Below are 26,926 nucleotides of genomic sequence, written 5' to 3'. Positions count from 1 at the left end.
GGACATGACCATGGTTTCAGCCAATCCGGCACTGGTGCTCGGGCCCGTTCTCTATCTCTGGGACGGACCGAAATGGCGCGACTTCTATTTCCGCATCGCCGACGAGGCCCCTGTCGGCGAGGTGGTGCTCGGCGAGACGGTCTGCTCGAAGCGCCTGCACTTCACCGAGCCGCATCTCGCCGAGGTCGTGGAGCGGCTGGAGGCTGCGGGCAAGTCCGTGCGGCTTTCGACGCTGGCGCTGGTGACGATCGAGCGCGAGGCCCAGCACGTCCGCAACCTCATCCGCGACAGCGCCCATATCGTCGAGGCGAACGACCTTTCCGCGCTCGGACTTCTGGCCGGGAAGCGGCACACGGTCGGGCCGCTGATCAACGTCTACAACGCCGCCACCGCGAAGCTTCTCGCCGGGCGCGGGGCGACCTCGATCTGCCTGCCGCCGGAGCTTTCCATGACTTCCGTCGCCGAGATCGCGGCGGGCGCTCCCGGCATCGCCTTCGAGGTCTTCGCCTTCGGTCGCATTCCGCTCGCGATTTCCGCGCGCTGTGCGCATGCGCGTGCCAAGGGACAGATCAAGGACAACTGCCAGTTCGTCTGCGGCGAGGAGCCGGACGGAATGCCGGTCCGCACGCTCGACAAGCAATCCTTCCTGGCGCTCAACGGCGTCCAGACCGTCTCCCACACCTGCCAGGCACTGGTCGGCGAACTGCCGGATCTCGTCGCCGCCGGCGTCTCACGCTTCCGCCTCTCGCCGCAGGACTGCGACATGGCGGCAATCGCCCGCATTTACGAGGACGCGCTCGCCGAACGGATCGATGCGGAGGAGGCCGTCGCCCGCATCGGGACGGTCTATCCCGACGTGCCGCTCTCGAACGGCTTCCACCATGCACGGGAAGGTGCGGCCTGGGTCGCGCGGGCCCGCAACACCGCGCACGGGGCCCAGGCATGACGCGCGACACCTTCACCGTCATCGACAACGCCTCGCCGGCACCATTGCAGCGACGCGGCCTTCGCGAGGCGATCGGCCAGGTGCGCACGGTGGTGATGAACACGGCGCTCGATTGCGCCTGCCGTGAGAAGGTGGAAAGCGCGCTCACGCGGATGGAGCAGATGGAACGGAAGAAGGAGCAGAAGCGCCTGCTCGCCGCCGCCCACGACCAGCAGCACAAGATCGCGGCACTGCTCGGGCTGCTCTACGATTTCGACACGATCACCGGAATTGACCCGGACCCCGGTCTGCTCGCCGAAGCGAGCCTGCTCTTCGACGACATTGCCACGGCCGCCGCGGACGGTTCGGCCCAGCTGCGCGAGTTGCTGAACCTCGAAAACGGGGTCGCCCCGCCGGCGAACGGCGAGGCGTAACAGGGAGCGCATCTCCCGATCGCTCCACCGGGCGGACGCGTGTTCGCCCGGTGGTCGGAAATTCTCCTTACATGCCGAGGAAACGCGGCAGGAAGAGCGAGATTTCCGGGATGTAGGTCACCGCAATGAGGAAGGCCAGCATGGTGAGCAGCCAGGGCATGACGGCGACCGTCAGCTCGGTGATCCCCATCTTGGTGATGCCCGACGCTACGTAAAGGTTGAGGCCGACGGGCGGGTGGCACATGCCGACCTCCATGTTGACGACGATCATGATCCCGAAATGCACCGGATCGATACCGAGACGCACGGCGACCGGGAAAAGGATCGGCGCCATGATCAGCACGATCGACGACGGCTCCATGAAGTTGCCGGCGGCAAGCAGCAGGATGTTGACGGCGATCAGGAACATCCACCAGTTCAGGCCCGAGTTCACCATCCATTCGCCGAGCGCCTGCGGAATGTTCTCGTGCGTCATCAAGAAGGAGAACAGGACGGCGTTGGTGATGATGTAGAGCAGCATCGCCGACATGTTGGCCGAGGACAGCAGCACCCGCGGAATGTCCGAGAGCTTCAGGTCCTTGTAGACGAAGACGGCGATGAAGAAGGCGTAGACGGCGCTCATCGCGGCGGCTTCGGTCGGCGTGAAGACGCCCGTGTAGATACCGCCGATGACGATGATGATCAGCAGCAAGCCCCAGACGGCCTTGCGGAACGTCTGCCAGCGCTCGAGCCAGCTCGCCTTCGGCAGCCGCGGGTAGCCGTTCTTGTACGCGCGGTGCCAGGTGGTGGCGGCAAGCAGCGAGGCGAGGATGAGCCCCGGGATGACGCCGGCCATGAAGAGTTCGCCGACCGAGGCCGCCGAAACCACCTGACCGTCGGGGCCGATCGCCTGCATGCCGGAGGTCGCGACCGAATACATGACCATGACGATCGACGGCGGGATCAGGATGCCGAGCGCGCCGGAGGTGGTGATGACGCCGGCGCCGAACTGCTTCGGGAAGCCCTGTCGGGTCATCGCCGGCAGGATCACCGAACCGATCGCCACCACCGTCGCCGGCGAGGAGCCGGATACGGCTGCGAAGAGCGCGCAGGCGATGACGCCCGCAAGCCCGAGCCCGCCGTGCCAGTGCCCCACCATCGAAGTCGCAAAGTTGATCATGCGGCGGGCGACGCCGCCGTGGGTCAGGAAGTTACCGGCGAGGATGAAGAACGGGATCGCCATGATCTCGAACTTTTCGATGCCGGTGAAGAGTTTCAGCGCCACGGTGTCGATCGGCACCGCCGTCATCGTGAAGAGAAACGCAAGAACCGTGAGGCCGAGCGCAATCGAGATCGGCATGCCGGTCAGCATGAGGGCCACGAGCCCTCCGAAGATGAGTGTCGCGTTCATGGCTCAGTGATCCTTCGCAGTCAGCGGGCTCGCGGCGATCGCCTCGGCCTCTTCGTCCATCCCGTCCACGTGTCCGTGGTCGTGGTGGGGCAGTTCCCCGGTGCGGCTGAAGCTCCAGGCGACCTGCAGGAAGCGGAAGCACATGAGCGCGGAGCCGAGCGGGATTGCGAGATAGACGAGCCACATTGGCAGTTCGAGGTCCGGCGAAATCGCGTCCGTGTGGTACATGTGGTAGACGAAGTTCGCGCCGAGCGTCGCGATGACGCCGGTGAAGAAGGCGCCGGCGAGGAGGCCGAACAGGACCATTCGTGCGCGGTTCTTGGCCTGCATGCGGTTGATCAGGACGTCGATACCGACATGGATACCGGTGCGCACGCCGTAGGCGGCGCCGAACTTGGCCATCCAGACGAAGAGGATGATGCAGAGTTCCTGCGCCCAGACGAGATTGACGGAGCGAAGACCGAAATAGAGCGTGCGCGAAAAGCCCATCAGCCAGGCGTTTTCCAGCCCTCGCGAAAAAGTCACGAGATCGGCGAGAAGGCCGAGCGAGTAGCGGTGAACGACGGCGACGAAGATGATCACGGTCGCCACGGCGATCAGCGTGGCGATCAGGATTTCCTCGAGCCTGTCAAGGATACGAAGCATGAAAGGGACCTCCTCGGTCGCATCGGTCGGTTCCAAGCTTGCCCGCTCGTCGGCTCCGGAAAAGCCGGAGCATCGAACCGTCTGGCGGGCTGCTGGGTCGTGCCGGTCACGCCCGCTTGCCGATACCCCGAAAGGCCGGACCGGCGCGGGCCGATTGTCCGTAAAGTGCGCCGCACCGCTCCGCGTCGAGGAGCGGGACGATGCGGCGCCGATTATCGCTGAGGCGCGCCTTAGTTGGCGACGCCGGCTTCCTGCTGCACCTGCTTGATGAGGTCGGCACCGATACGGTCGGCCATCTCGTCGTGAACCGGCAGCAGCGCCTTATGCCAGGCGGCGAGTTCGTCGGCAGTGAGTTCGTGGAACTCGGTGGTGCCGGCGGCCTTCATCGCTTCGAGAGCCTTCTCGTTCTCTTCCTTGGCGATGCCGTTCGCATATTCGGTCGCTTCGGTCATCGCCTTTTCGAGGTTACCGCGGACGTCAGCCGGCAGTTCGTCCCAGAACTTCTTGTTCACGATCACCGCATAGCCGAGATAGCCGTGGTTGGAGAGCGTGGCGTGCTTCTGCACCTCGTGCATCTTCTGGGTATACATGTTGGACGGCGGGTTTTCGGTGCCGTCGACGACGCCTGTCTGCAGCGCCTGATAGACTTCCGAGAAGGCCATGACCTGCGGAACGGCACCGAGTGCGTTCATTTCAGCCTCGAGCACCTTCGAGGACTGGATGCGCATCTTGAGGCCGAGGAAATCGTCAGGCGTCTTCAGCGGGCTGTTGGCGCTCATGATCTTGAAGCCGTTGTCCCAGAAGGCGAGGCCCTGGATGCCCTTGGAGCCGAGCTTGTCGAGCAGGCTCTTGCCGACGGGGCCGTAGGTCACCTTGTGCAGGCTGTCATAGCCGGAGAAGATGTAAGGAAGGTCGAAGACTTCGAATTCCTTGAGACCGAGCGGACCGAACTTGGCGAGCGACGGTGCAAGCATCTGGACGGCGCCGAGCTGCAGGGCTTCGAGCTCTTCCTTGTCCTTGTAGAGCTGCGAGTTCGGGTAGACCTCAATCTTCACGCCGCCGTTCGTGTACTTTTCGGCGAGTTCCTTGAACTTGTCGGCGCCCTTGCCCTTCGGCGTATCGGGTGCGACGACATGCGAGAAACGGATCACGATCGGATCGGCAGCGGCGGCGCCGGATGCGGCGAGCGCGAAGGCGGAAACGGAAAGCGAGATTGCGGCAGCAGTCCGCAGGAACGTGCGGCGGTCGAACATTGGATATCTCCTCCTGGTATGCTCCGGGCCCACGCGAGAACTGTCCCCCCGCGTTCCACCACCCGGACTGTCGTTGTCTTAGGCCCTCGTGAAATGTGGCGCTATTGTGGATTTCCACATGACGTGCCCGGGCCTGGACGGGAGCTGGTGCAAATATCCTCTCGACGCCCGCTCCTCTGGCCCGCTTTTCCGCCTGTTCGGGAAAGCCAATTTTCACGTTCCGTCAATCACTTCGCGCATTTGTCGCAGCGGTCCGGCATTGCCGGAAAGTACTTTCCGGGTTACTAATTGAGCTCATCGTGAATTTTCGCCAGCTTGGGAGTCTCAAATGTACAGCAAGACTTTCGCCCACACGGCGGCCGCAGCCGCAATCTTCGCAGCATCGGCAGTTCCGGTTCTCGCCCAGGCCGGGTCCGACCCTCGGGACAGGCCGTATTACTACGGCCACGGCATGATGTGGGGCGATCAATGGGGAGGTTTCGGCATGATATTCGGCCCGATCTTCATGATTCTCATCCTGGTGGCGATCGTCGTCGGGATCATCTACGCCCTCAAGTACATGGGCGCGATCAACCTGCCTTCGAACGCGTCCGGCAGCGGCAAGGCGCTCGACCTTCTCAAGGATCGCTATGCGCGCGGCGAGATCGACCATCAGGAGTTCGACGAACGCAAGAAGCGGCTGACCGACTGAGCGTCGCGGCCCTTTCCCCGCCGAAGCGTGCCCGGCCCGTCGCCGAGCCGGAACGCCGGATCATGACCGCCACACCGTCCCTTGATGCCTGCTCCGGCGGCTGGACGCCGGTGCGCTTTTTTGTCGAAATCCCGCAGCTTTTGGCGTAGAAGTCGCGCTGGGAGGCATCAAAAGCGGCTTGACGATCTTCAGATCCAGCAGTGACGGACCCGATTCCGGTGACGGCGGCAGGCACGACCTGCTGCAGGTGATCCCGCTCGTCACTATCGTCGTACTCACGGCAATGATTTCGCTGCTTCTCTGGGCCATCAACTACAACGAGAACGAGCGGCTGCGCACCACGCTGATCTCGGACGCGCTCTGGGTGGAACAGACGCTGCGCTTCCAGCTCTCGGTGGACGAGGACGCCATCGCGCGGCTGGCGCTCGATCATGCCCATCACCAGATCGGCCTGCCGCAGTTCGGCGACCGCGCCCGCATCCATCTGCAGAACAATCCCGAAGTCCTGAGCATCGCCCTCTTCGACGCCGATGGCCGGCCGGTCTTCTCCGTTCCGGAAGGTGCCGCATCCGGGGGCGACGGGACGTCGCCGCTTCCGGTGCGGGCAACCGCGGCTGCGAGCGTCCGGCCGATCTACGGGCCGCTCACCAGGACGGCCGACGGCGATCTCGTCACCAGCATCTCGACGGCGCTGGGGGACGGCGGCAGTGTCTCGGCGATCATATCGATCCGCTCGCTGATCGCACGCCAGATCCCCTGGTGGATCACCGAGAAATATGCCGTACAGCTCGTCGACATCGACAATGTGGTGCTTGCGGAAAAGACCCGCGTCGAGCCGACGGATACCGGCCTCACACACAAGATCAGCTTCGACCCGCCGCTCGCCGGTGCGTGGCTTACCATTTCGAGCTATCGTGTCGGCGGCAATCTTTCGAACAACCTGCTGGTCGCCGGTATTCTGGGGCTGTCGCTCTTCGCCGTCTTCTCGCTCCTCGTCCTCTACCGCAACGGCCTCAAGCGCCAGGCGGCGGAAATGCGGCTGCGTTCGGAGATGGCCTTCCGGCGCTCGATGGAGGAAAGCCTGACCGTCGGCCTGCGCGCCCGCGACCACGACGGCAAGATCCTCTACGTCAACAACGCCTTCTGCCAGATGACCGGCTTCACCGTCGAGGAACTGACCGGGCGCAAGCCGCCGATGCCCTACTGGCATGAGGACCGCATCGCCGAGACGCTCGCACGCCACGACGCGCTGAACAAGGGCGGGCTCAAGATCCAGAGCTTCGAGACATGCTTCCGTCGCAGCGACGGCTCCGACCTTGAGGTGCAGGTCTTCGAGGCGCCGCTCGTCGACGCCCATGGCCGGCATCGCGGCTGGATGGGCTCGATCATCGACATTTCCGACCAGAAGCGGGCCGCAGAGATCGCCCGCATCCAGTCGCAGAACTTGCAGCGCACCGGCCGCCTCGTCACGCTCGGCGAGATGGCGTCCTCCCTCGCCCATGAACTCAACCAGCCACTGGCGGCGATCGCGAGCTATGCGGCGGGCTCGCTGAACCTCTTGCAGTCTCCCGATTGCGATCACCGGCAGGTGGTCGGGGCGCTCGAGAAGCTCTCGGTCCAGACCGAGCGTGCCGGCCAGATCATCCGCCGCATCCAGGATTTCGTGCGCAAGCGCGACCCGAAGTTCCAGGATGTCGAGCTCGCCTCCGTCATCGTCGAGACGGCCTCCTTCCTCGAAGCCGATGCCAGCAACCGCCACGCGACGATCAAGGTCGTCGCGCCGAAGGGATTGGCGCCGGTGCGGGCCGACCGCATCCTGATGGAGCAGGTGATGATCAACCTGATGCGTAACGGCATCGAGGCGATGGCCGGGCCGCCGACGCGGCGCGTGCGGCTGGAGGTCGAGCTGCGCCAGGAGGACGATCACCAGGTGATCGAGGTCCGGGACAGCGGGTCGGGCATCTCGCCGACGGTCGCCGGTCGTCTTTTCGAGCCCTTCGTCACCAGCAAGCAGGACGGCATGGGCATGGGGCTCAACATCTGCCGGACGATCATAGAGCTCCATCACGGACGCCTGGAACACCGGCCGAACCCGACCGGCGGCACCATCTTCTCGATCGTTCTGCCGGTGCCTCAACCCGAAAGGGCGGCGGCGGAATGATCTCAGCAAAGCCCTTCCTGAAGGACGCCGCCGTCTATCTGGTCGACGACGATCCGGCCATCCGCGATTCGCTCGCCTTCCTCCTGATGTCCCGGCACATGCGCGCCATTCCGTTCGAGAGCGGCGAAGCACTGCTTGCCGCGCTGCCGCTCGAACCCTTTTCCTGCATCATTCTCGACATGCGCATGGGCGGGTTGTCGGGGCTCGAGACCTTCAACCGGCTGAAGGCCGCCGGCTCCGAGGCGCCCGTGGTGTTCCTCACCGGACACGGCGACGTGCCGGTCGCCGTCGAGGCGCTGAAGACCGGCGCTGCCGATTTCATCGAGAAGCCCTTCAACGACAACCAGCTCGTCAACACCGTCATCGCCTGCCTCGAAAAGCGCTTCGGCAAGATGTCGGAGAGCCGTCAGCGGGCGATCATCGAACAGCAACTGCAGCAGCTTTCGTCACGCGAGGTCGATGTTCTGAAGCTGCTGATGGCCGGCATGCTGAACAAGCAGATCGCGGATGCGCTTTCCATCTCCATGCGCACGGTCGAGGTCCACCGCGCCCGTATCCTCGCCAAGATGCAGGCCCGGAATGCCGTGGAGCTGGCCGCCAACCTCGCCTCGCACGGGATCGAACTCGCCTGAACCGGGCGGCTATTTGTATCCGGTCATTTCCAGATAGCCCTGTCCCTCATGCGATCCCGAAAAGCGGATGGGCCCTTCCCAGTAGGGAAACGAGACGGCCATCCAGGCATCGTCGTTCAGTGCTTCTGTGGTCACGTCGACGCCGTGGCCGGGAACCTCCACCCGCCAGCGAACCGGCAGGACATGGCCGGCCACCCTCGCGGTGTCGAGCGGCGTGACCACGAGATCGGAGGGGCCGAGCGGCGTCGGCCGCCCGTCGGCGGAAATCCAGGTGCCGGACATGTAGCCCTGAGCATCGCCGCGCAGCCGGAAGGCCATCAGCTTCTCGCCACTTTCGAGATGCAGGGAGAACCAGTCCCAGCCGGTCTGGCCGGCGGAGAGCGGCTGCGACGACCATTCGCGGTCGAGCCAGGCTTCGCCCGTGACCTCGACCTCGCCTTCGGGCAGAACCAGCGTGCCACTGATCGTGTAGAAGGGCTGCGAATAATAGTAGCTCGCCTGCCCCTCGGCCGATTTCACCGAATAGCCGCGGTCCCCCTGCGGCACCAGCGGCCCCTTCGCCTCCAGCTCCATCGAGTAACGGAAATCCGTGCCCGAGGCGCCGAGGACGAGCTTCGACAGTGGGTCGGCACCGGCGGCAAGTGCCTCCTCGCCCACGCGAGTCTCCATCTTCCACTCGTCGATCCAGGCCGAAAACGGCGCCAATGTCACACCCGCCTGCCCGGTGCCGCCGCGGGCGAGACGTTCGGCGACCAAATGTCGCTCGGCCGAAGTCGCAGCCGCATGTCCCATCCAGATCTGCGAGGCATCCTTGCCGCCGGGCTCCAGCGCGGAGCGGAACAGCGTCCATTGCAGTCCGAAGCTTCGCCCGTCGGCCGATTTCAGGTTCGCCGTCAGGTACCACCATTCGATACGGTAGTCGGGATGAGCGCCGTGATCGCGCGGGAAGGCAAGCGGCACGCCCCGCTCGGGAACGGCAAAACCCTCGGCCTGCGTGCCGAGGCCGGCGAACCCCTGCGCCTGTGGTGAAGCGGGCACCGCGACGACAACCGAAAGAACCAGAAGAAGGAGGTACGCCCTAGCGTTCATTGGCGAAGACCTTGAGAAGATCGGCCGGCGTCACCCGTGCGAGCCGCCGCAACGGTAACGCAACCGAAACGAGTGAGGCAAGTCCGGCGAAGAAGGCGAGGCGCAGCCAGTCGAGCGGAAAGAGGTGCATCGGCAGCCGCCAGCCGAAGGCAGCGACGTTGACGACCGAAAGCAGCACCCAAGCGAGGCCGATGCCGGTGGGAAGCGCCGCAACCAGCGTGAAGACCGAAAGCAGCATTGTCCGCAGGAGTTCGAGCAGAACCAGACGCCTTCGCGTGAGGCCCATCGCCCAGACCGGCGCGATCTGCGCGAGGCGGATGCCGGAAAGGGTGGTCAGGCTCGCGAACATCGCCACGCCCGCAACCCCGAGCGTCAGCACGTTGAGTGCCGCCGTCACAGCGAAGGTGCGCTCGAAGACCTGCAGCGAGCGCTCTTTGATGCTCGCCTGGTCGAGGACGTTCTGCGGCGGCAGGCCGAATTCCGTCCGCAAAGCTTCGGCAAGCGCCGGTGCTTCGGCCGGCGGAAGCCTGAGGCCGAAGCGCAGCCGTGGCACCTCAGGGTAGTGCGTGGTGAGTGCATCGATGCCGACGATCACCTGTCCGATCGGATTGCCATAGTCGGAATAGACGCCGGCGACCGTAACCCTCCATCCACCGGGCAGGGCCAGCCGGTCGCCGGGCGCGACCCCGTGGCGGCGGGCGAGCTGCTCGTTGACCACCGCTGCGTCTCCGCGAGCAACGGCGTCCCAGACTCCCTGCACGGACTCGATGAGCGGCCATTTCTCCCGGTAGGTCGCATGATCGGCGACGCCGTAGATTTCCGCCGGTTGGCCCAGCACCTCTCCTTCGACATGCCAGATCGGCAGCACGGCATCGACGCGCGGTTCAAGCCAGCTGCGCAGCACACGCGCCTCGTCCTCCGTCCTTGCGGTGACGTAGAGCTCGGAGGCCAGCCGCTGGTCGAGCCAGCCGGTGAAGGTGAGCCGGAAGCTCGCAACCATGGTGCCGACGCCGACATTGGCGGCAAGCGCCAGCAACAGCGCCATGAGCGCCAGCGAAAGCCGCGGCAGCTGCTGACGCGTGTCGGCCCAGAACCAGGCCGAGACCGGTCCCGACGAAAGCCTTTCGAACAGCGCAAGCAGCACCATCAGCAGCACCGGCAGCAGGAGCGCCGCGCCGAGCAGCAAGGCGCCGAGCAGAGCGAAGCCAGCGACGAGGCCCTGTCCCCAGAGGGCAAGCGCGAGTGCCACGGCAAACAGAGATACGGCGGCGCCCGCCTGTACCCGCAGCCCCGCCTCCGAGGCGCGCGCCCATGCGCGTGGCTGGGCCGGCGCGAGAAGCGGCATCCGGGCCGCACGCCAGAGATTCTGGCCGGCGGCGGCGAGCGTTCCGGCGACGGCGATCGCGAGCCCCGTCGCCCACCATTCCGGCCGCAGCTGCAGCGTCCGCGGCACGTCGGCGCCATAGAGGCCGCGGAGCGTCGCCGCGACATCGGGCAGCAGCGCCGAGGCGACGAGATAGCCGAGCGCAACGCCGACGAGCCCGGCGACCAGCGAAAGGGTTGCCAGCTCGGCGACGAGCAGGACAGTCAGGGCGTAAGCCGGAAGGCCCAGCGAACGAAGCGTGCGCAAGGTCGGCCGCCGCTGCTCGAAGGCAAGACCGATCGCCGAATAGACGATGAAGAGGCCGACGACGAAGGCGAGCATGCCGAAGGCCGTGAGGTTCAGGTGGAAGCTGTCGGTGAGGCGGGCGAGATCGCCCTGCGCGTCGGGTTTTCGCAGCGCCAGATCCGGCGCGATGACCGAGAGCGGTGCCCGCCCGAGCGGTTGCTCCCGAGCTAGCACGAAGCGCGATACGGAATCCGTCTGCCCGAGAAGCCGTCGGGCGACGCCGATATCGGCGATGACGGTTCCCGCCGGCAGATCCTCCGAGACCTCGACGGGAGGGAGACTTTCACCGACGAGTTGCCCTGCCGTCTCGGGATTTGCAAAGAGGAGGCCTGGCGGCGTCAAGAAGCGGCGCAGTGCCTCACCACCCGTCACCTCGACCTGCCGCGCTTCCGAAGGCAAGGTCAGTGGATCGATGCCGATCAGCCGCAGGCGCAGGGTGCCCACCCGCAACTCGCCCTCGACCACTGGCGAGGCAAGCCAGCCGCCACGTCGAAGCGCCACGAACCGGTCACCGGCGATCGATCCCCCGTCCTTCGCCACCAATTGTTCGAGCCGGTTCTGCCCGAGCATGGCTGCAGCCCGGCCATAGCTTGACCGCGCCTCGGCATTGATCGCCTGCACGCCCGACCAGAGTGCGGTCGCAAGTGCCAGCCCGGCAAACAGCATGGCGAATTGCAGCGGTTGGCGCCGCCAGTGGGAAAGGAGTGCGCCAAGCCCCGCGAGCCACATCACGCGATCCGCCCGGCCTTGAGGTGGACGCGACGATCAAGCTGCGCGGCGAGCCGCTCAGAATGCGTGACCATCAGGAGAGCGGCCCCGGTCTCGGCGACCAGAGTCAGCATCAAGGCCAGCACGGCGTCGCCCGTCGGCTCGTCGAGATTGCCGGTCGGCTCGTCGGCGAGAACCAGCTTCGGGCGTGCCGCAAGCGTCCGGCCTATCGCCACCCGCTGCTGCTGGCCGCCGGAAAGCTGCTCGGGATAGCGCCGCGCGAGACCGGTCAGGCCGAGCCTTTCGGTCAGCTCCGCCTGCCAACGGGGATCATGTCGGCCGGCGAGCCGCGCATGAAAGGCAAGGTTCGCCGCCACATCGAGCGAGGGAATGAGGTTGAACTGCTGGAAGACGAGCCCGACGGTGCCGCGCCGCAGCGCCGCCCGCCCTGCGTCGTCGAGGGTCGCGATCTCCTGACCTGCAACCTCGACCACACCTGAATCCGGCGCGTCGAGGCCGGCGGCCAGATGAAGGAGGGTCGACTTGCCGCTACCCGATTCCCCGGTGAGCGCCAGCGTGCTTCCGGCATCGAGCGAGAGATCGACCTCGTGCAGGATTTCGAGCGGCCCCTCGGCCGTCATGTAGGACTTGCTGACCTTTCGCAGTCGAAGCAGCATCACATCTCCCCTGTTCCGCGCGGGGCAGGTCCGGCGCGGCGTCCATTACATACCGCGGATGGAGACGGCCGCCAGTTCCGGCATGGCGAGAAAATGCCCAGCAAGTGCGATGTAGCGGTCGGTCTTGTGTTCCCAGGCGGCGCGGTTCGTCGCCGGCCCGTAGACGAGGTGGCCGAGCGCCATGCGGGCTCGCATCGCCGCCCGGAAGGCGGAATAGAACTGATAGAGTTCCGGCGCGATCGTATCGTTCAACGCCACCCCGAGACGGGCGAAGAGCTCCCGGCCGATCTCAGGCACGCCCAGGAAGGCGCATTCCATGCCGAGGAAAGCGATCTCCTCGAAGGGGTCGACAAGGCGAAGCAGGTAGCTGAACTCCAGGCAGTCGATGATGGTGATCGGCTCGGTAAGGCAGACGTGTTCCGGCCGCAGGTCCCCGTGTCCCTCGACGAAACGTCCAGCCGCAACCCTTGCCTCGATCAACGGCCGGAGCGCGTGCAGGCACTCGTCGATACGGTTCAGCACCCGCCGGATCGCCTGCGCATCGACATCGAAATCCCGATGGCAGAGCACCTGGCGGTTCTGCGCCTGCTGACTCTCGAAACACTGCACATGCTCCTGCGGGGAGAGTGGCGAGCGCTCCGCCTTGCGATAGAAGTCCGCGAGCACCCGCGTCAGCCGGTCTGCCGTTATCCCGTCGGCACCACCGGCAATGAGCACCGCGCTCAGCATGTTTTCGGCCGGCAGACGACGCATCCGGACGAGCCAGTCGACCGCCTCGCCGGGTCCTCCGAGCGCGAGGAAACCGTCTGCCCGGCGAACCAGCGCGACGACGCCGAGATAGACATCCGGCGCCAGCCGGCGGTTCAGATGCACCTCCTCCCGACAATTGTGCTCGCGCGCCTCGAGCGCCGTAAAGTCGACGAAGGGAAAATGCACCGGCTTCTTGATCTTGTAGACCTCGTCACCGACGAGAAAGACCCAGGACATATGGGTTTCTACGGCCTTCACCTCACCCGCCGCGTTGCCGTAGATCGCGGGATTTCGGAGCGCGTCGAGCTTTTCTTCGATCGTAACCGGCATGAGGCCTATGGCTTCCGTTCATGAAGGCATCATAATATGCGAAGGATTAGACAGGGATGCCTTGACGCGTGTCAACGTGCGTCTTGCGGAAGGCCGCGTACTGTCTTTTGATGCCGATCAAGACGGAGGCCCTGCAGACGTGACAAGGCTCAAGGCCGACGCTCACGCATCCAATGCGAGGTTATCATGACGGTGCTTGCCCAACTCGACCCCGGCCTGAAGCAGTTCTTCGACCGCATCGACAGCGCGCCCAGTCCGCGCGACGAGGTACTCGCGACGCTTCTTGATGTTTGGAAAGACAAGCGCGCCGACCTGATCGCCCCAACGGTCGCCGCGCTCGAACCCGCGGCGCTGGCCAGCCCCCGGGCGGCCTTCATCTTTCGCCGGGCAAAGACGGCCGAGCGCGACTACGTGCTCCATACAGGCGCCGAAGCCGTCCGCCCGCTGATTGGCGAGGAAGGCGACACACGGTTGCTGTCGGATGCGGCCTTTCCGCGCGGAAGTGTGCGCCTGCGCATGCTGTTCGAATTCGTCTGCCGGACGGGAGAACCGATCTCCGCCACCTTCACGACGCATGCCGCGGACGGCGGCCGCATCGTTGCCGAGCTCGTCGTCGCGCCCCTCTCCGGCGATGGTCGATCGGTCGACGCGGTATTCGGCGGCGTGCTGTTGCGCCCGGTCGCCGTGGCCGCGGCCGCCCCGGCCAGGACCACATCCACAGACGCGCCCCTCCTCTTCGCCTTCGCCCGCGATATCGAGTTCGGCGGCAGGGTCGCACGCGCGATGGGACTTGAATTGAGCCTGCTCGAAGAGCGGGAATTCGAGGACGGTGAGCACAAGGCCCGACCGCTCGAAGGCGTGCGTGGCCGTGACGCCTTCGTCATCGCGAGCCTGAATGGTGGCGGTGGCCATTCGACCAATGACCGGCTCTGCCGGCTACTCTTCTTCATCGCCACGCTGAAGACCAACGGGGCGAAGAGCGTGACCGCCGTCACACCCTATCTCTGCTATCTCCGGAAGGATCGTCAGACCAAGTCGCGCGATCCGTTGACCGGCCGTTACGTCGCCGAACTCATCGAGGCGATGGGCGCCGACCGCGTGATCACGATCGAAGCTCACAATGTCGCGGCCTACCAGTCGTCCTTCCGCATTCCGACGCTGCACCTCGACGCCTATGACGCTTTCGCCCGCCACACCGCGGAAAAGGTCGGCTCTGCAGAGGTCACCGTCGTCTCCCCCGATCTCGGCGGCGGCAAACGCGCCGACAGCTTCCGCGAGCGGCTGGAGAAGCAGCTCGGGCGACCGGTCGGCAAGGCCTTCATGGAAAAGCAGCGGAGCGCCGGCGTCGTTTCCGGCGACCTTTTCGCCGGCGACGTGAAGGATCGGGTGGCGATCATCATCGACGATCTCATCAGCTCCGGCGGAACGATGGTTCGGGTGGCCGAAGCCTGCATGGCGCGCGGCGCCAGGGAGGTCCGGCTTATCGCGACCCACGCGCTGTTTTCGCAAGGGGCGGAGGAACGTCTCGCCAGGGCGCCGATCGCTGAACTGCTGATCACCGACACCGTGCAGGTCGATGCCGCCGCCTCGCCGCTCGGCGAACGGCTGGCAACCGTTTCGGTCGCAGAGACCTTCGCGGCGGCCATCACTCGCTGCCAGGTGCCTTCCGGCGACTGATCGCCCGCGATCTCAGGCCGGCGGAGGGCCACCGCCCGCCGGACTTGCGGCGGTTGGCTTCGCCGCGGCATCCAGGCAGGCGACGACGTCGGCGTCTTCGAGCTGGGGGAAATAGCGATAGTGGGCGCCGACGGCACCGATCGGACCGAGATCTTCGAGGCAGATGACCTTTTCGGCGAGTTCCTCCAGCTCCGGGATCAGGCTTGCGGGGATCACCGGCATGGCGACGACGATATGGCGCGGGTCCTTTGCGGCGAGGCCCTTCAGCGCCGCCTTCAGCGTCGCCCCGGTCGCCACGCCGTCGTCCACAACGATGGCGGTCCTGCCGCCGACCGGGACGGGCTCGCGCCCCTCGAGGTAGACACCGCGGCGGCGCTCGATCTCTTCGAGCTGCTTGCGGCAGGCGGCCTCGAAATCCTTGTCCGACACCCCCGCATAGCGGATCACGTCTTCGTTGCGCACGACCTCCGGCCTGTCACCGTCGACGATCGCGCCCATGGCGACCTCTGGCTGGAACGGCACGCCGATCTTGCGCACGAGCAGAAGATCGAGCGGCAGGCCGAGCGCCCGTGCGACGGGCAGGCCGACCTCGACGCCGCCCCGCGGCAGCGCCAGCACGACAGCGTCCGTACCGCGATAGGCGGCAAGCACCGTGGCGAGCCGTTCGCCCGCCTCTTCCCGATCGGCAAAGGACATGGGGCCATCTCCCTTCGAAGAGCAGCTTGCACGTTCGAACCGCAAGCATAACGCCACCGACGGGCTCGCCGCAATCGCCCGATCGCCGCGAGGCTTAGCCTGCCGAACCGCTGGTCTCGCCGCGCCCCCAGGCTTCGGCCCAGTCCATCAGGCGCAGCATGTCGCGCTTCAGCTGCTCCTGGCGGACAATCACATCCGCATGTTCGAGATTGCTGCGCGGATCGTAGAAGGTCGCGATCTCCGCCCCGGCGGCGCGACGTGCCGCTTCGAGCTGTGCCTTCAGGGCGCCGACCTCGGCCTTGGTTTCAAAGTAGCGCTTCATCACCCGGATCAGGGTGACGTCGTCTTCAGAAATATCCAAGGGTTACCTCCCTCATGCTTCTTATTCGAGCGGGCTCTCTCATCCGATTCGGACGGCAAAGTCACGGCGGGAATTCCGCGCGGCTGGTCCTCGCCGAGCGCCTTCTTTGTCCCCGGCAGCCAAGATCACGGCTCTTTCAGGCGAAAAATGGGCAGAATGCTACCTGTTGCAATCCTGCACGGCTGCGCGAAAATCGTCTGCCCGGTGCGGGCAGCCGTTCCGCGGCGCCCGCATGTGGGGGGAAGATGGAGGAGGGACATGGAGAGCGACGGTTTCGATCTCGAACGCTTCGTCGAGGCGCAGGCGCCGGTCTATTCCGACGTATTGCGGGAGCTACGCGACGGCCGCAAACGGACGCACTGGATGTGGTTCATCTTTCCGCAGCTTTCCGGCCTCGGCCACTCGCCGATGGCGCAATATTATGGCATCGCCTCGCTCGACGAAGCCCGCGCCTATCTCGCCCATCCCCTGCTCGGACCTCGGCTGACGGAATGCGTCGAAGCCGTGCTCACGCATCCCGAGCGGAGCGCGAACGCGATCTTCGGCATACCCGACGACGCCAAGTTCCGTTCGTGCCTGACGCTGTTTCTCGCGGCGGGTGCCGCGGAACATCCCTTCGGCGCGGCGCTCCCGCACTTCTACGGCAGTCCCGATCCGCGCACGCTGTCGCTTCTCGGCGCGGAGAGATAGCGGTAAGGCCGGGACGAGCTTGTTACCCATGTCTCAGGGACAAACTGTTACCTATGTATCCGGGTCGGACAAAGGAGAAATGGTACGGTTGGTGGGAATCGAACCTACGACCTCAGGTGCCACAAACCTGCGCTCTAACCAACTGAGCTACAACCGCACAACCAGCGTCCAGGGGACGTTGTAGGGGGTCACATACGAGCACTCGGCGATTTTTTCAAGCCCTTTTCGACATGGACAAAAAAAGACCGGAGCAAAGCCCCGGTCCTTTTATTCCGATGATGCGGATAGGCGCGGATCAGGCGACCTTCAGCGAGGACATGGCCTTGTCGGCGGCTTCCTTGCCCTGCTTGGTGACAGTTTCGGCGACCTTCTTGGCGGCTTCCTGCATGGCCTTCGCCTGCTCGACGGTCACCTCGGCCTGCTTGCGCAGGAACGCAGTCTGGAGCTCGACGAGTTCGGCAACCGACTTCACGCCGAGCAGCGCTTCCATGTGGGAAAGCGACATATCGGCATTGGTGCGCAGGGCTTCGATGGCCTTGAGGCCGAGTTCGACGGTGCCGGCCTGGGCGGTCTGCATCGTGTTCTCGACGGTCTTGCTGGCTTCCTCGGCGGCGGTCTTCATCTTGGCGTAGGCGTCCTTCGACTGGGCGGCGCCCTTTTCGGCGAAGTCGCGGAAGGTCTCGGTGAACTTCGACGGGTCGAAGGCCGAGAAGGAGAAGACGTCGCTGTTCTTTGCATTTGCCATTTCAATGCACTCCTTTGTTGGGACCGCTGATGCGTCCCGAATTGTTTGGATATCCCTTATATAGCACCCCCTCTTGTGCATTGCAACATTTTTGTGCGTCGCACAATGAACGGATCGGTTAACCGTGTTCCCCGAAAGCCCCGTGCCGCGCTGGACCCTCGCGACACCCGGAGATATTAAGAATCTGTTAATTGCCGAACAGTGCGGCGGTTGCTAACTTAGGTCCATCATGCCCGTTCAGCAGTACCCGTTCATCGACGTCGCCGTGCACGAGAGTGTCCGCGGGCGCTTTGCGCGCGGCGAGGCCCTTGTGCTGTTTTCCACCGGACTCGAGCAGGTGCTCTGGGCGAACGGCGCGGGCGCGCACTTCTTCGGCAACGGCTCCATTTACGACTTTCTCGACCAGGGACCGGACAGGAGCGACCTCGCCTTTCGCCAGATCGAATCGACGGCGAGGCAGCTGCAGAAGGTCGGCGAACAGCGTTCGCTGCTTCTCCGCCTGACCCAGGGTTTCCAGCGCGTCCCCGTCCAGGCGACGGCGGAAATGGTCGAGATCCGCGCCGGAGAGCCCGTGATCCTGCTCGCAATCCCGCCGACCGGCCGACGGCCCAGCGTCGACGAATGCGCGAGCGACATGCTGACCGGGCTCGACGATCCGGACACGCACATGGCGATGCTCGCCGCCGACGGCAGGATCGTTGCGGCCTCGCCTGCCTTTTCCGGCCTGTCGATCACCCCGCAGACGGCACGCACGCTGGTGGCGCTCGTCGATGCCGACCGCGACCGGCTGGTGAAGCGTCCGATCCCGACCGGCCGTGGCTATCTGCCGGCGGCGATCGGCAGGGTCGCCGACGAACCGCCGCTCTATCTCCTCTTCGCAGTAGAGACGATCCTCGGCAATCTCGATCCGAGCGGCGGCTTCGACGAGCCAGCGACAGAATCGCCGGCGGCCGAAGAACCGCCGGTCGAGGATGCCGCAACCGCTTACGGTGCCGTGGTCGACGCGATCGGCGACATCGAGGAAATCGAGACGGCGCCCGAGGTCCTGACACCGGACGCGGAAGGAGCAGAGACGGAAGAGGTCGCGGCGGAAGAAATCGTCCCTCTCGTCGCGTACGCTTCGGAAGCTCCGGTCGAAGAAGCCGTGACATCTGTCGAACCGCAAGCCGCGGAGGAACTGCACGAAGAAGCGGAATTTCCGGCTGCGGTTGAAACGGTTGCCGCCTCCGAACAGCCTGCGGCCACGTCCGAGACGAAATCCGGCGGCGGCTTCGTCTACCGTCCGAGCAATCGCGCCTCCCGCTTCGTCTGGAAGATCGATGCCGAAGGCCGTTTCAGCGAAGTCTCGAAGGAATTTGCCGAAGCCGTCGGACCGCATTCGGCGGCGATCGAAGGGCGGTCGTTCATCGAAGTCGCGCAGACGTTCAACCTCGATCCAGAGGGAAAGATCGCCGACCTCCTGAAGCGTCGCGACACGTGGTCCGGGCGCTCGGTTTCCTGGCCGGTGGAAGGCACGACCTTGCGTGTGCCCGTCGATCTCGCCGCGCTTCCCACCTACGACCGCAACCGCGATTTCGACGGCTTCCGCGGCTTCGGTATCGTGCGGCTGGCGGACGCCGTGGTGGACCCCGCCGGCACCGGCCTGACGCTCGGCGCTCCTTCCGACGAGGTTTCGCCGCCGGTCGCAGAGCCCGCCGCAGAGACCCCGGAAGCCGCGGCAGCCGTGCCGCCGGAAACCTCCATTGCCCGTGAAACCGGAGAAGGCGAGCCGCCGGCGCTTCTCATCTCCGAGACACCCGGCAAAAGGCATTCCGACAAGGTGGTGCAGCTCGAAGAGCGGCGCGCGCGCAGCCGCGACGGCCTCACGCCGGGCGAGCAGGCGGCTTTCCGCGAGATCGCCCGGCGGCTCGAAGCGAACGGCCTGATCGGCGCCGAAGCGCCGCAACAGGAACAAGCCCGCGCGGAGACGGTGGAACCGCCGGTTGCCGGAATCGATAGGCCCGAGCCGCAAACCACGACGCCGGAAACGGAAGAAAAGACGGAAGAACAGGCCACAGTCCTTACGGAGAACACCGCGACAACCATCCCGGACGAGCCCGCAGGGGAAGTCCCGCAGGCGCCCTCCGGTGCCCTGCCGCGCAGCCGTCGCGATATCGGCCTGTCGCCGGACGTCGTCGACCTGATGCCGGTGGCACTGCTCGTCCATGTCGGCGACCGGCTGATCCACGCCAATCCCGAATTCCTGAACCTCACCGGGTACGCCTCCCTGGAGGCGTTGGGAGAGGCTGGAGGCCTCGACGCCCTGCTTCAGCGGCAGGAGCTGGAAGGCGCCGCGGACCAGGCGAGCGGCATGGTGGTGGTGCGCGCCGACGATCAGCTGGTGCCGGTCACCGCACGCCTGCAGTCGGTGCGCTGGGAGCAGTCGAGTGCGCTCCTGCTTGCTCTCATCCCCACCGAAGCTCCGGTGAAGGCCACCCGGCCACCCGTCCAGCTCACCGTCGTCGAGCCGGCACCGAAGCCTGCCGATGAAGACCAGGCGCTGAAGGCGGAAATCGAGGAACTGCGCTCGATCCTCGAAACGGCCACCGACGGCGTCGTCGTCCTCGGTCCCGAAGGGGACATCCGCTCGATGAACCGCGCGGCAAGCGCACTCTTCAACTTCGACGAGGCGGAGACCCGCGGCAAACCCTTCGTGATGCTCTTCGCCCATGAGAGCCAGAAGGCGGTTCTCGACTATCTGGCGGGTCTTGCCGGCCACGGCGTCGCAAGCGTGCTGAACGACGGGCGCGAGGTGATCGGCCGCGAGGCGTCCGGCGGGTTCCTGCCGCTGTTCATGACCATCGGCAAGCTCGCCGCCTCGAACGGCTATTGCGCCGTCATCCGCGATATCACGCAATGGAAGCGGACCGAGGAGGAGCTGCGCAACGCCAAGCGCGCCGCCGAAACCGCCAACACCCACAAGAGCGACTTCCTCGCACGCGTCAGCCACGAAATCCGCACGCCGCTCAACGCCATCATAGGCTTTGCCGACATGATGGCCGGTGAGCGCTTCGGCCCGATCGGCCATCCGCGCTATACCGAATACGCCAACGACATCGTTCGCTCCGGCCGCCACGTGCTCGACATCGTCAATGACCTCCTCGACATCTCCAAGATCGAGGCGGGTGAAATGGAGCTCGACTTCGAGGCCGTCGGCCTGAACGAAGCCGTTGCGTCTGCCGTTTCGCTTGTCCAGCCGCAGGCGAACACGCAGCGCGTGATCATCCGCACTGCCCTGTCGCAGTCTGTGCCGAACGTGGTCGCCGACCTTCGTTCGATCAAGCAGATCGTGCTCAACATCCTGGCGAATGCCATCCGCTTCACCCCGTCGGGCGGACAGATCATCGTGTCGACCTCCTACGAGAGCAACGGTAGCGTCGTCCTGCGCATCCGCGACACCGGCATCGGCATGTCGCGCACCGAACTCGAGATGGCGATGAAGCCGTTCCGCCAGGTCGCCGCGGGCGGGCGCGGCCGCAGCGACGGCACCGGGCTCGGCCTGCCGCTGACCAAGGCGATGGTCGACGCCAACCGGGCGAGCTTCGCGATCCACTCGGCGCCGAACGAAGGCACGCTCGTCGAGATCACCTTCCCCTCGCCGCGCGTCCTGGCGAACTGACGCCGCCGGTTCCCTTCCCCGGCCGTTTCCGCTAGATGGTCGTCGTGGGTCGCCCGTCACGGGCGAGGCATCTGGTATCGGAGGCGAAGGGCTTGTCGGTCGAAACGTCCGGAGAAGCGACAGGATATGCAAGGCCGGCACGAGGCCGTTTCGGCATTGCCTCCCTGGCGGCGATCGTCGCCGCGGTCGTGGTGGCCATGCCGATCGTCGCGATCTTCGTGATCGGGCTGGCCGAAAGCGGCGACTGGCAGCACATGTTGACCAATGTGGTGCCGCGGGCAACCGGCCGCACGCTGGCATTGCTTGTCGCCACCGGCGTCTTCACCGGCCTTTTCGGGATCGGAACCGCCTGGCTCGTCGCCTCCTGCGATTTCCCGCTGCGGCGCCTTCTCTCGTCCGCGCTCGTACTGCCGCTCGCCATCCCCTCGTATCTCGCGGCCTACGCCTTCGGCGAATTCCTCGATTTCACCGGCCCGGTACAGAGCGCCTATCGCGCGCTCTTCGGGTTTCAGTCGGCCCGCGACTACAGCTTTCCCGACATACGCTCGCTCGGCGGAGCCGTGTTGGTGATGTCGGCGGTGCTCTACCCTTACGTCTATCTCGCCTGCCGCTCGATGTTCGTCATGCAGGGCCGGGCCGCGGCCGACGTCGCGCGCACCCTCGGCGCCGGACCGCTCAGGGTCTTCACCCGCGTGCAGATCCCCATGGCGCGGCCCGCCATCATCGTCGGGCTGACGCTCGTCATGATGGAAACGCTGAACGATATCGGCGCGGTCGAATATCTCGGCGTCAACACGCTCACCTTCTCGATCTACGACACCTGGCTCAACCGGGGCAGCCTTTCGGGCGCGGCCCAGATCGCCTGCGTCATGCTCGTCTTCGTCGTCGGCCTTCTGGTCGTCGAGCGCCGTGCCCGGCGCCTGCAGCGCTTCTCGTCCAACAAGACGACGGCGGTCGTTCCCGACGCCGTGCGCCTGAAGCTCACGGGCGCCCGCCGGTGGGCCGCGACCGTCTTCTGCAGCATTCCGGTTCTCGTCGGCTTCGTCACGCCGGTCGCCGTTCTTTCGAGTTTCGCGCTCCATCGCCTCGACGACTTCGCGGACACCCGTCTTCTGAAGGCGTTCGGCCACTCGATCCTGGTTTCCTCATCGGCGGCCGTGGCGACGATCCTTCTCGCCTTCATGCTCGCCTATGCAGCACGCACCGAGCGCACAAGACTGACGGCGGGTGCGAGCCGCCTCGCCTCGCTCGGCTACGGCGTGCCAGGAACGATCCTCGGCATGGGCGTGTTGATCCCGCTCGCGGCGATCGACAACGCCGTCGACGGAGCGCTGCGCTCGGCGTTCGGCGTCTCGACGGGCCTGCTGCTGTCCGGCACCGGCTTTGCGATTGTGTACGCCGCGACCGTGCGTTTCCTCACCATGGCGGAGGGCACCATCGACGCCGGCTTCCACAAGCTCTCGCCGCATCTCGACATGGCGGCGCGGGCGCTCGGGCGAACTCGTTTCCAGACGCTGAAGGAGGTGCTGCTGCCGAACATGCGGCCGGCCGTGCTGACCGCAGCTCTCCTCGTCTTCATCGAGACGATGAAGGAGTTGTCGGCGACGATCCTGCTTCGCCCCTTCAACTTCAACACGCTGGCGACCCTCGTTTACGAGGACGCCTCGCGAGCCAAGGTGCAGGACGCCTCGGTCGCCGCTGTCATCATCATCGTCGCCGGGCTGATCCCGGTCGTGCTCGTCTCTCGCTCGCTCGAGAACCGGGGCTGAGCGCCCCGGCCCCGCGAGACGATCAGGACTTGAGTTCCGCAAGATCGGCGAAGAGGTCGAGCGCTTCCGGATTGGCGAGCGCCTCCTTGTTCTTGACCGGCCGGCCATGCACGACGTCACGAACGGCGAGCTCGACGATCTTGCCGGACTTCGTCCGCGGGATGTCGGAAACGGCGATCACCTTGGCCGGCACGTGTCGCGGCGAAGCACCGGTGCGGATGCGGTTCTTCACCTTCTTCACCAGTTCCTCGTCGAGGCTGACGCCGGTCGCGAGTCTCAGGAACAGCACGACGCGCACGTCGTCGTCCCAGTCCTGTCCGATGCAGAGCGCCTCGACAACCTCTTCGAGCTGTTCGACCTGGTTGTAGATCTCGGCCGTGCCGATGCGCACGCCGCCCGGGTTCAGCGTGGCGTCCGAGCGTCCGTGGATGACGATGCCGTCATGGCTCGTCCATTCGGCGAAATCGCCATGGCACCAGACATTGTCGAAGCGCTCGAAATAGGCGGCGCGGTATTTCACCCCGTCCGGATCGTTCCAGAACATCACCGGCATCGACGGGAAGGCCCTGGTGCAGACCAACTCGCCCTTCTCGCCGCGCACCGGCTTGCCCTCGTCGTCCCAGACGTCGACGGCGAGGCCGAGCCCCGGTCCCTGGATTTCGCCGCGCCAGACGGGTTTGAGTGGATTGCCGAGGACGAAGCAGGAGACGATGTCGGTGCCGCCGGAGATCGAAGCGAGATGGATGTCGGACTTGATGCCGTCGTAGACGAAGGAAAAGCCCTCCGGCGACAGCGGCGATCCGGTCGAGGTCATCAACCGCAGCGACGACAGATCGTGGGTGATCTTCGGCGTGAAGCCTCCCTTGCGGACCGCATCGATGTACTTGGCAGACGTCCCGAAGATCGCGAACCGTTCGGCTTGCGCGTAATCGAAGAGAACGTTGCCGTCAGGATAGAAAGGAGAACCGTCATAGAGGCAGAGGGTGGCACCCGACGCGAGGCCGGAAACGAGCCAGTTCCACATCATCCAGCCGCAGGTGGTGAAGTAGAAGAGCTTCTCACCGGCACGGAGACCGCAGTGGAAGCGCTGCTCCTTCAGGTGCTGCAGGAGCGTCCCGCCAGCCGAATGCACGATGCATTTCGGAATGCCGGTGGTGCCGGAGGAAAAGAGGATATAGAGCGGATGGGAGAACGGCAGCCGCACGAACTCGACGGTCTTTGCCTGATAAGGCGCCATGAAGCCCGCAAGTGTCCTGCCGTCCGGAAGCGAGCCGGCGAGCGCATCCGCGTCGCCCGCATAGGGGACAACGAGAACCGGGCACCCGAGTTTCGCGGCGACCGTCCGCACCTTGTCGGCGACGTCCTGCTTCTTGCCGTTGTACCAATAGCCGTCGCAGCAGATGAATAGCTTCGGCTCGATCTGGCCGAAGCGGTCGAGCACGCCCTGTTCGCCGAAATCCGGAGAGCACGACGACCAGATCGCGCCGATGGAGGCAGCGGCCAGCATCAGGGCCACCGTTTCCGGCATGTTCGGCATCATCGCGGCGATCCGGTCGCCTTCTCCGATCCCAAGAGCCCGGTAGGCCTGCTGCAGCCGCGAAACCGTCGACCGCAACCGATCCCAGGACCAGCGGTCTTCCGCCTTGTCTTCGCCGCGGAAGATCAGGGCATCACCGTCGCCGGCGAGCGGCAGCAGGTTCTCGGCGAAATTGAGCCGGGCATCAGGAAAGAACCGGGCTGCGAGCATGTCGTCGCCGTCGACGAGCAGGCGCTCACCCGTCTCGCCCTGGACATCGCAATGGTCCCAGACGGCCGACCAGAAAGCGCTGCGGTCTGCGACCGACCAGTCGTAGAAAGCATCGTAATCGCGGAAGTCGCGTCCCGTGCGCTCACCGCACCATTGCATGAACTGATAAAGCGGCGTCGACTTTCGGAATTCCTCAGACGGCGACCAAAGCGGCATTTCCTGTTGCATGGCGTCCTCCTCACGTCCTTCGCCTGTATAGCAGTTTGCACCGCAATATAAAGATCGCAGGCGCGGTAAGCGGGTGAATTGCCAGTCGTGGGCATTTGCGATATCGGCGGTCGAGACGCCGCATCGCCAAAACCTTGGAACGGGCTTACATTCGAGCATGGCCGACGAACGGAGCAGACCCTTGCGCAGGAAGAGGAGCCGGCAGAAGCGGAAGGCGGAACGCGTCCTGCAATGGACACTCGTCGTCGTTGTTGCGGCGCTTTCGGTCTATCTCGTCTCCCGCCTTGCTGCTCCCTATCTCGTGTCGAGCAGCCTCGTGCGGTCGGCGATGGAACGGGCCGTGGCGGAATGGACCGGACACACCGTCCGGATCGACGGGACGCCGGAAATCTCCTTCTTCCCCGAACCGCGGATCACTCTCAACGCCGTGCGGATCAGCAAGCCGACTGCCGAGGGAGAGAAGGTGCTCGCGGAAATCGAACGTCTCTCCGCCTCGTTCGGCCTGCTTGACGCCGTCCGTGGCGCGCCCGAATTCCGCGAATTCCGCCTGGGGCGTCCACGCGTCTTCGTCGAGCGCGACGAGCAAGGGCGACTCGACTGGGCGAGCGAGGGACGCCTGAGCAGCGCGGTCAAGAGCGTTCGTCCGCGCGAGGGTGGCCACCAGACACTGGAGGCAGCCGCCGACGCCGAGGTCGGCTCCGTCACGGTCGAGGAAGGCAGCATCGCGATCCATGACCAGACCTCGCGACGGACCTTCGTCGTCGACGGCATTCTGGCCGATGTCTCCTGGCCGCGACTTTCCTCGGCACTTACCGCCTATGTGACGCTCAGGATCGGTGGGCGCGAGGCCCGCCTGGACCTCTCGACGCCGCAACCGCTGCTGTTTTTCGGCGGACGCGAGGCATCAATCGGACTTGCCTGGAGCTCGCCCATCCTGACCGCCTCCTTCGACGGGCGCGCGAGCCTCGCCGGGGACGACCTGATTTCCGGTGCCCTGAAAGCCAGCATCGCCGACGTCAGGTCGCTCGCTGCCCTGAGCGGCGTGCACCTGCCGGGCATCGAGACCGCACGTACAGCCAGCGTTTCGGCCGAACTCGTCAAGACCGGCCGCGACCTGCGTTTCGACCAGCTGGAACTCACGGTCGACGACGCCCACGCGACCGGCATTCTCGAACTGTCGCCGCCGGAGCGCGGACGGCGTCGGCTGTCCGGCACACTTGCCTTCGACCGGATCGACGTGGCCCGCCTGCTCGACGCCTTTTCCCAGAAGGATACCTCCGGCGAGGCATCTCCGCGCCAACTCGATTTCGACCTGTCCCTGTCGGCCGGCGAAGCACGGCTCGCGCCCTTCACGATCGAGAATATCGCCGCGAGCCTGCTCGCCACTCATGACAAGATTCAATTCGACATTGCCGACGGTATCTTTTCAAGCGGCAGGCTGCAGGCGCGGCTCGACGGTGCAGGACCGAGTTTTGCGGGCGGTGGGACATTGCAGCTGTCGCTCGCCGACGCGGACCTGCCGGATCTTGCCGAACGCCTTGCGCTCAAGGGGCCGCTGCCGAGCGGTCGTGGCTCGCTCGACGTCACCCTGAAAGCCGACCGCCCCATATGGGCGGCAGACCCCTCCGGCATCGACGGCACGGTACGATTTGCAGCCAGCGCCGGCGCCTTGCGTGGCATCGATACCGTGGCACTGCGTCGCCTCGCCGGAGAGAAGCCCTTCTTCCACCTCAGCGAGGCACTCGGCGCCGACCTGCCCTTCGACACGCTGGTCTTCTCAGCACACCTCTCCTCGGGATCGGCGACGATCGACGAGGCACGACTGGAAGGACCTTCGGAAGACCTGCAACTCTCCGGCATCATTCCCTATGCGAGCCAGGGGCTCGCGCTCTCGGCCACTCTCTCGCCGCCCACGGCAATCGGCGAACCGCCGGCGAAGCCGCTTCGGTTCTTCATCGGCGGATCCTGGCCCGATCCCGTGATGTCGCCTGCCCCCTGAGG

The 26,926-nt window shown here is 65.5% G+C and carries 21 protein-coding genes and 1 tRNA gene; 10 read left to right on the top strand and 12 right to left on the bottom strand.

Annotated features, from left to right (window positions below; genetic code table 11):
* Window positions 1-10 precede the first annotated feature (10 nt).
* Together ubiV and EUU22_RS19875 are read left to right on the top strand one after the other, a co-directional pair.
* Window positions 11-946 (top strand): ubiquinone anaerobic biosynthesis protein UbiV, encoded by a 936-nt coding sequence (gene ubiV / locus EUU22_RS19880; protein ID WP_129333773.1) that lies wholly within the window; start codon window positions 11-13, stop codon window positions 944-946.
* The gene (locus EUU22_RS19875) at window positions 943-1,359 is read left to right on the top strand and encodes a hypothetical protein (RefSeq protein ID WP_129333698.1); all 417 of its coding nucleotides are present in this window, start codon (window positions 943-945) and stop codon (window positions 1,357-1,359) included. Before ubiV ends, EUU22_RS19875 begins: the two co-directional genes overlap by 4 nt.
* A 67-nt stretch (window positions 1,360-1,426) precedes the next feature.
* On the opposite strand, the gene EUU22_RS19870 is transcribed toward EUU22_RS19875, so the two are convergent.
* The 3 genes from EUU22_RS19870 to EUU22_RS19860 all read right to left on the bottom strand — a co-directional run bounded on the left by EUU22_RS19870 (window position 1,427) and on the right by EUU22_RS19860 (window position 4,647).
* Window positions 1,427-2,749, bottom strand: a complete 1,323-nt coding sequence (locus tag EUU22_RS19870; RefSeq protein ID WP_129333697.1) for a TRAP transporter large permease — start codon at window positions 2,747-2,749, stop codon at window positions 1,427-1,429.
* Between the two features lie 3 nt (window positions 2,750-2,752).
* Window positions 2,753-3,394, bottom strand: coding sequence for a TRAP transporter small permease (locus EUU22_RS19865; RefSeq protein WP_129333696.1), 642 nt, complete (start codon window positions 3,392-3,394; stop codon window positions 2,753-2,755).
* 230 nt (window positions 3,395-3,624) lie between these two features.
* Window positions 3,625-4,647 carry a TRAP transporter substrate-binding protein gene (locus EUU22_RS19860; protein WP_129333695.1) on the bottom strand — a complete coding sequence of 341 codons (1,023 nt, stop codon included), beginning with the start codon at window positions 4,645-4,647 and terminating at the stop codon, window positions 3,625-3,627.
* Window positions 4,648-4,975: 328 nt separating this feature from the next.
* On the opposite strand from EUU22_RS19860, the gene EUU22_RS19855 reads away from it, so the two are divergent.
* The 3 genes from EUU22_RS19855 (at window position 4,976) to EUU22_RS19845 (ending at window position 8,131) form a co-directional block, all read left to right on the top strand.
* Window positions 4,976-5,338 (top strand): SHOCT domain-containing protein, encoded by a 363-nt coding sequence (locus EUU22_RS19855; protein ID WP_205687924.1) that lies wholly within the window; start codon window positions 4,976-4,978, stop codon window positions 5,336-5,338.
* Window positions 5,339-5,516: 178 nt separating this feature from the next.
* On the top strand, window positions 5,517-7,499 hold the full coding sequence (locus tag EUU22_RS19850) for a PAS domain-containing sensor histidine kinase (protein ID WP_205687923.1): 1,983 nt from the start codon (window positions 5,517-5,519) through the stop codon (window positions 7,497-7,499).
* Entirely contained in the window at window positions 7,496-8,131 is a 636-nt protein-coding gene (locus tag EUU22_RS19845) for a response regulator transcription factor (RefSeq protein WP_129333694.1), read from the top strand. Before EUU22_RS19850 ends, EUU22_RS19845 begins: the two co-directional genes overlap by 4 nt.
* Window positions 8,132-8,140: 9 nt before the next feature.
* Here EUU22_RS19845 and EUU22_RS19840 read toward each other — a convergent pair whose 3' ends face one another.
* From EUU22_RS19840 to EUU22_RS19825, 4 genes are read right to left on the bottom strand one after another with little or no spacing between them, the layout of a single operon-like run.
* A complete protein-coding gene (locus EUU22_RS19840) occupies window positions 8,141-9,220 on the bottom strand; it encodes a lipocalin-like domain-containing protein (RefSeq protein WP_129333693.1) in 1,080 nt (359 codons plus the stop codon).
* Entirely contained in the window at window positions 9,210-11,618 is a 2,409-nt protein-coding gene (locus EUU22_RS19835; protein ID WP_129333770.1) for an ABC transporter permease, read from the bottom strand. Before EUU22_RS19835 ends, EUU22_RS19840 begins: the two co-directional genes overlap by 11 nt.
* Window positions 11,618-12,274, bottom strand: coding sequence for an ABC transporter ATP-binding protein (locus EUU22_RS19830; protein WP_129333692.1), 657 nt, complete (start codon window positions 12,272-12,274; stop codon window positions 11,618-11,620). Before EUU22_RS19830 ends, EUU22_RS19835 begins: the two co-directional genes overlap by 1 nt.
* A gap of 45 nt (window positions 12,275-12,319) precedes the next feature.
* On the bottom strand, window positions 12,320-13,354 hold the full coding sequence (locus tag EUU22_RS19825; RefSeq protein WP_129333691.1) for a hypothetical protein: 1,035 nt from the start codon (window positions 13,352-13,354) through the stop codon (window positions 12,320-12,322).
* A 186-nt stretch (window positions 13,355-13,540) separates the two neighbouring features.
* Here EUU22_RS19825 and EUU22_RS19820 point away from each other — a divergent pair, with 186 nt between their 5' ends.
* Window positions 13,541-15,031 carry a ribose-phosphate diphosphokinase gene (locus EUU22_RS19820; RefSeq protein WP_245485145.1) on the top strand — a complete coding sequence of 497 codons (1,491 nt, stop codon included), beginning with the start codon at window positions 13,541-13,543 and terminating at the stop codon, window positions 15,029-15,031.
* Between the two features lie 12 nt (window positions 15,032-15,043).
* Here the strand turns inward: EUU22_RS19820 and EUU22_RS19815 are convergent, their stop codons facing one another.
* Window positions 15,044-15,727, bottom strand: coding sequence for a phosphoribosyltransferase (locus tag EUU22_RS19815; protein ID WP_129333690.1), 684 nt, complete (start codon window positions 15,725-15,727; stop codon window positions 15,044-15,046).
* A gap of 94 nt (window positions 15,728-15,821) precedes the next feature.
* Window positions 15,822-16,088, bottom strand: coding sequence for a hypothetical protein (locus EUU22_RS19810; protein ID WP_205687922.1), 267 nt, complete (start codon window positions 16,086-16,088; stop codon window positions 15,822-15,824).
* A gap of 258 nt (window positions 16,089-16,346) precedes the next feature.
* Between EUU22_RS19810 and EUU22_RS19805 the strand changes: the two genes are divergently transcribed.
* Window positions 16,347-16,778 carry a DUF1810 domain-containing protein gene (locus EUU22_RS19805; RefSeq protein WP_129333689.1) on the top strand — a complete coding sequence of 144 codons (432 nt, stop codon included), beginning with the start codon at window positions 16,347-16,349 and terminating at the stop codon, window positions 16,776-16,778.
* An 80-nt stretch (window positions 16,779-16,858) separates the two neighbouring features.
* Here EUU22_RS19805 and EUU22_RS19800 read toward each other — a convergent pair.
* A tRNA-His gene (locus EUU22_RS19800) sits at window positions 16,859-16,935 on the bottom strand.
* A 138-nt stretch (window positions 16,936-17,073) separates the two neighbouring features.
* Window positions 17,074-17,523 carry a phasin gene (locus tag EUU22_RS19795; protein WP_129333688.1) on the bottom strand — a complete coding sequence of 150 codons (450 nt, stop codon included), beginning with the start codon at window positions 17,521-17,523 and terminating at the stop codon, window positions 17,074-17,076.
* 229 nt (window positions 17,524-17,752) lie between these two features.
* Between EUU22_RS19795 and EUU22_RS19790 the strand changes: the two genes are divergently transcribed.
* Complete coding sequence (locus EUU22_RS19790) at window positions 17,753-21,181, top strand: sensor histidine kinase (RefSeq protein ID WP_129333687.1); 3,429 nt, start codon at window positions 17,753-17,755, stop codon at window positions 21,179-21,181.
* Window positions 21,182-21,216: 35 nt separating this feature from the next.
* Window positions 21,217-22,950: an ABC transporter permease gene (locus EUU22_RS19785; protein WP_129333686.1), complete on the top strand. Its 1,734-nt coding sequence runs from the start codon at window positions 21,217-21,219 to the stop codon at window positions 22,948-22,950.
* Window positions 22,951-22,972: 22 nt separating this feature from the next.
* Here the strand turns inward: EUU22_RS19785 and EUU22_RS19780 are convergent, their stop codons facing one another.
* Window positions 22,973-24,925: an acetoacetate--CoA ligase gene (locus EUU22_RS19780; protein ID WP_129333685.1), complete on the bottom strand. Its 1,953-nt coding sequence runs from the start codon at window positions 24,923-24,925 to the stop codon at window positions 22,973-22,975.
* Between the two features lie 181 nt (window positions 24,926-25,106).
* Here EUU22_RS19780 and EUU22_RS19775 point away from each other — a divergent pair, with 181 nt between their 5' ends.
* Window positions 25,107-26,924: an AsmA family protein gene (locus EUU22_RS19775; protein ID WP_165351228.1), complete on the top strand. Its 1,818-nt coding sequence runs from the start codon at window positions 25,107-25,109 to the stop codon at window positions 26,922-26,924.
* Window positions 26,925-26,926 lie beyond the last annotated feature (2 nt).

Source organism: Ciceribacter ferrooxidans, from assembly GCF_004137355.1.
Taxonomy (GTDB): Bacteria; Pseudomonadota; Alphaproteobacteria; order Rhizobiales; family Rhizobiaceae; genus Allorhizobium; species Allorhizobium ferrooxidans.
Note: the sequence above shows the minus strand (reverse complement) of the source record. Positions and strands in the feature narration are given on the sequence as shown.

Coding starts and splice junctions, on each gene's coding strand:
- EUU22_RS19820 (WP_245485145.1), top strand. CDS start 13,541: ATGACGGTGCTTGCCCAACTCGACCCCGGCCTGAAGCAGTTCTTCGAC.
- EUU22_RS19860 (WP_129333695.1), bottom strand. CDS start 4,647: ATGTTCGACCGCCGCACGTTCCTGCGGACTGCTGCCGCAATCTCGCTT.
- EUU22_RS19835 (WP_129333770.1), bottom strand. CDS start 11,618: ATGTGGCTCGCGGGGCTTGGCGCACTCCTTTCCCACTGGCGGCGCCAA.
- EUU22_RS19870 (WP_129333697.1), bottom strand. CDS start 2,749: ATGAACGCGACACTCATCTTCGGAGGGCTCGTGGCCCTCATGCTGACC.
- EUU22_RS19845 (WP_129333694.1), top strand. CDS start 7,496: ATGATCTCAGCAAAGCCCTTCCTGAAGGACGCCGCCGTCTATCTGGTC.
- EUU22_RS19825 (WP_129333691.1), bottom strand. CDS start 13,354: ATGCCGGTTACGATCGAAGAAAAGCTCGACGCGCTCCGAAATCCCGCG.
- EUU22_RS19780 (WP_129333685.1), bottom strand. CDS start 24,925: ATGCAACAGGAAATGCCGCTTTGGTCGCCGTCTGAGGAATTCCGAAAG.
- EUU22_RS19805 (WP_129333689.1), top strand. CDS start 16,347: ATGGAGAGCGACGGTTTCGATCTCGAACGCTTCGTCGAGGCGCAGGCG.
- EUU22_RS19785 (WP_129333686.1), top strand. CDS start 21,217: ATGGTCGTCGTGGGTCGCCCGTCACGGGCGAGGCATCTGGTATCGGAG.
- EUU22_RS19815 (WP_129333690.1), bottom strand. CDS start 15,727: ATGTCCTTTGCCGATCGGGAAGAGGCGGGCGAACGGCTCGCCACGGTG.
- EUU22_RS19795 (WP_129333688.1), bottom strand. CDS start 17,523: ATGGCAAATGCAAAGAACAGCGACGTCTTCTCCTTCTCGGCCTTCGAC.
- EUU22_RS19790 (WP_129333687.1), top strand. CDS start 17,753: ATGCCCGTTCAGCAGTACCCGTTCATCGACGTCGCCGTGCACGAGAGT.
- EUU22_RS19855 (WP_205687924.1), top strand. CDS start 4,976: ATGTACAGCAAGACTTTCGCCCACACGGCGGCCGCAGCCGCAATCTTC.
- ubiV (WP_129333773.1), top strand. CDS start 11: ATGGTTTCAGCCAATCCGGCACTGGTGCTCGGGCCCGTTCTCTATCTC.
- EUU22_RS19875 (WP_129333698.1), top strand. CDS start 943: ATGACGCGCGACACCTTCACCGTCATCGACAACGCCTCGCCGGCACCA.
- EUU22_RS19865 (WP_129333696.1), bottom strand. CDS start 3,394: ATGCTTCGTATCCTTGACAGGCTCGAGGAAATCCTGATCGCCACGCTG.
- EUU22_RS19830 (WP_129333692.1), bottom strand. CDS start 12,274: ATGCTGCTTCGACTGCGAAAGGTCAGCAAGTCCTACATGACGGCCGAG.
- EUU22_RS19840 (WP_129333693.1), bottom strand. CDS start 9,220: ATGAACGCTAGGGCGTACCTCCTTCTTCTGGTTCTTTCGGTTGTCGTC.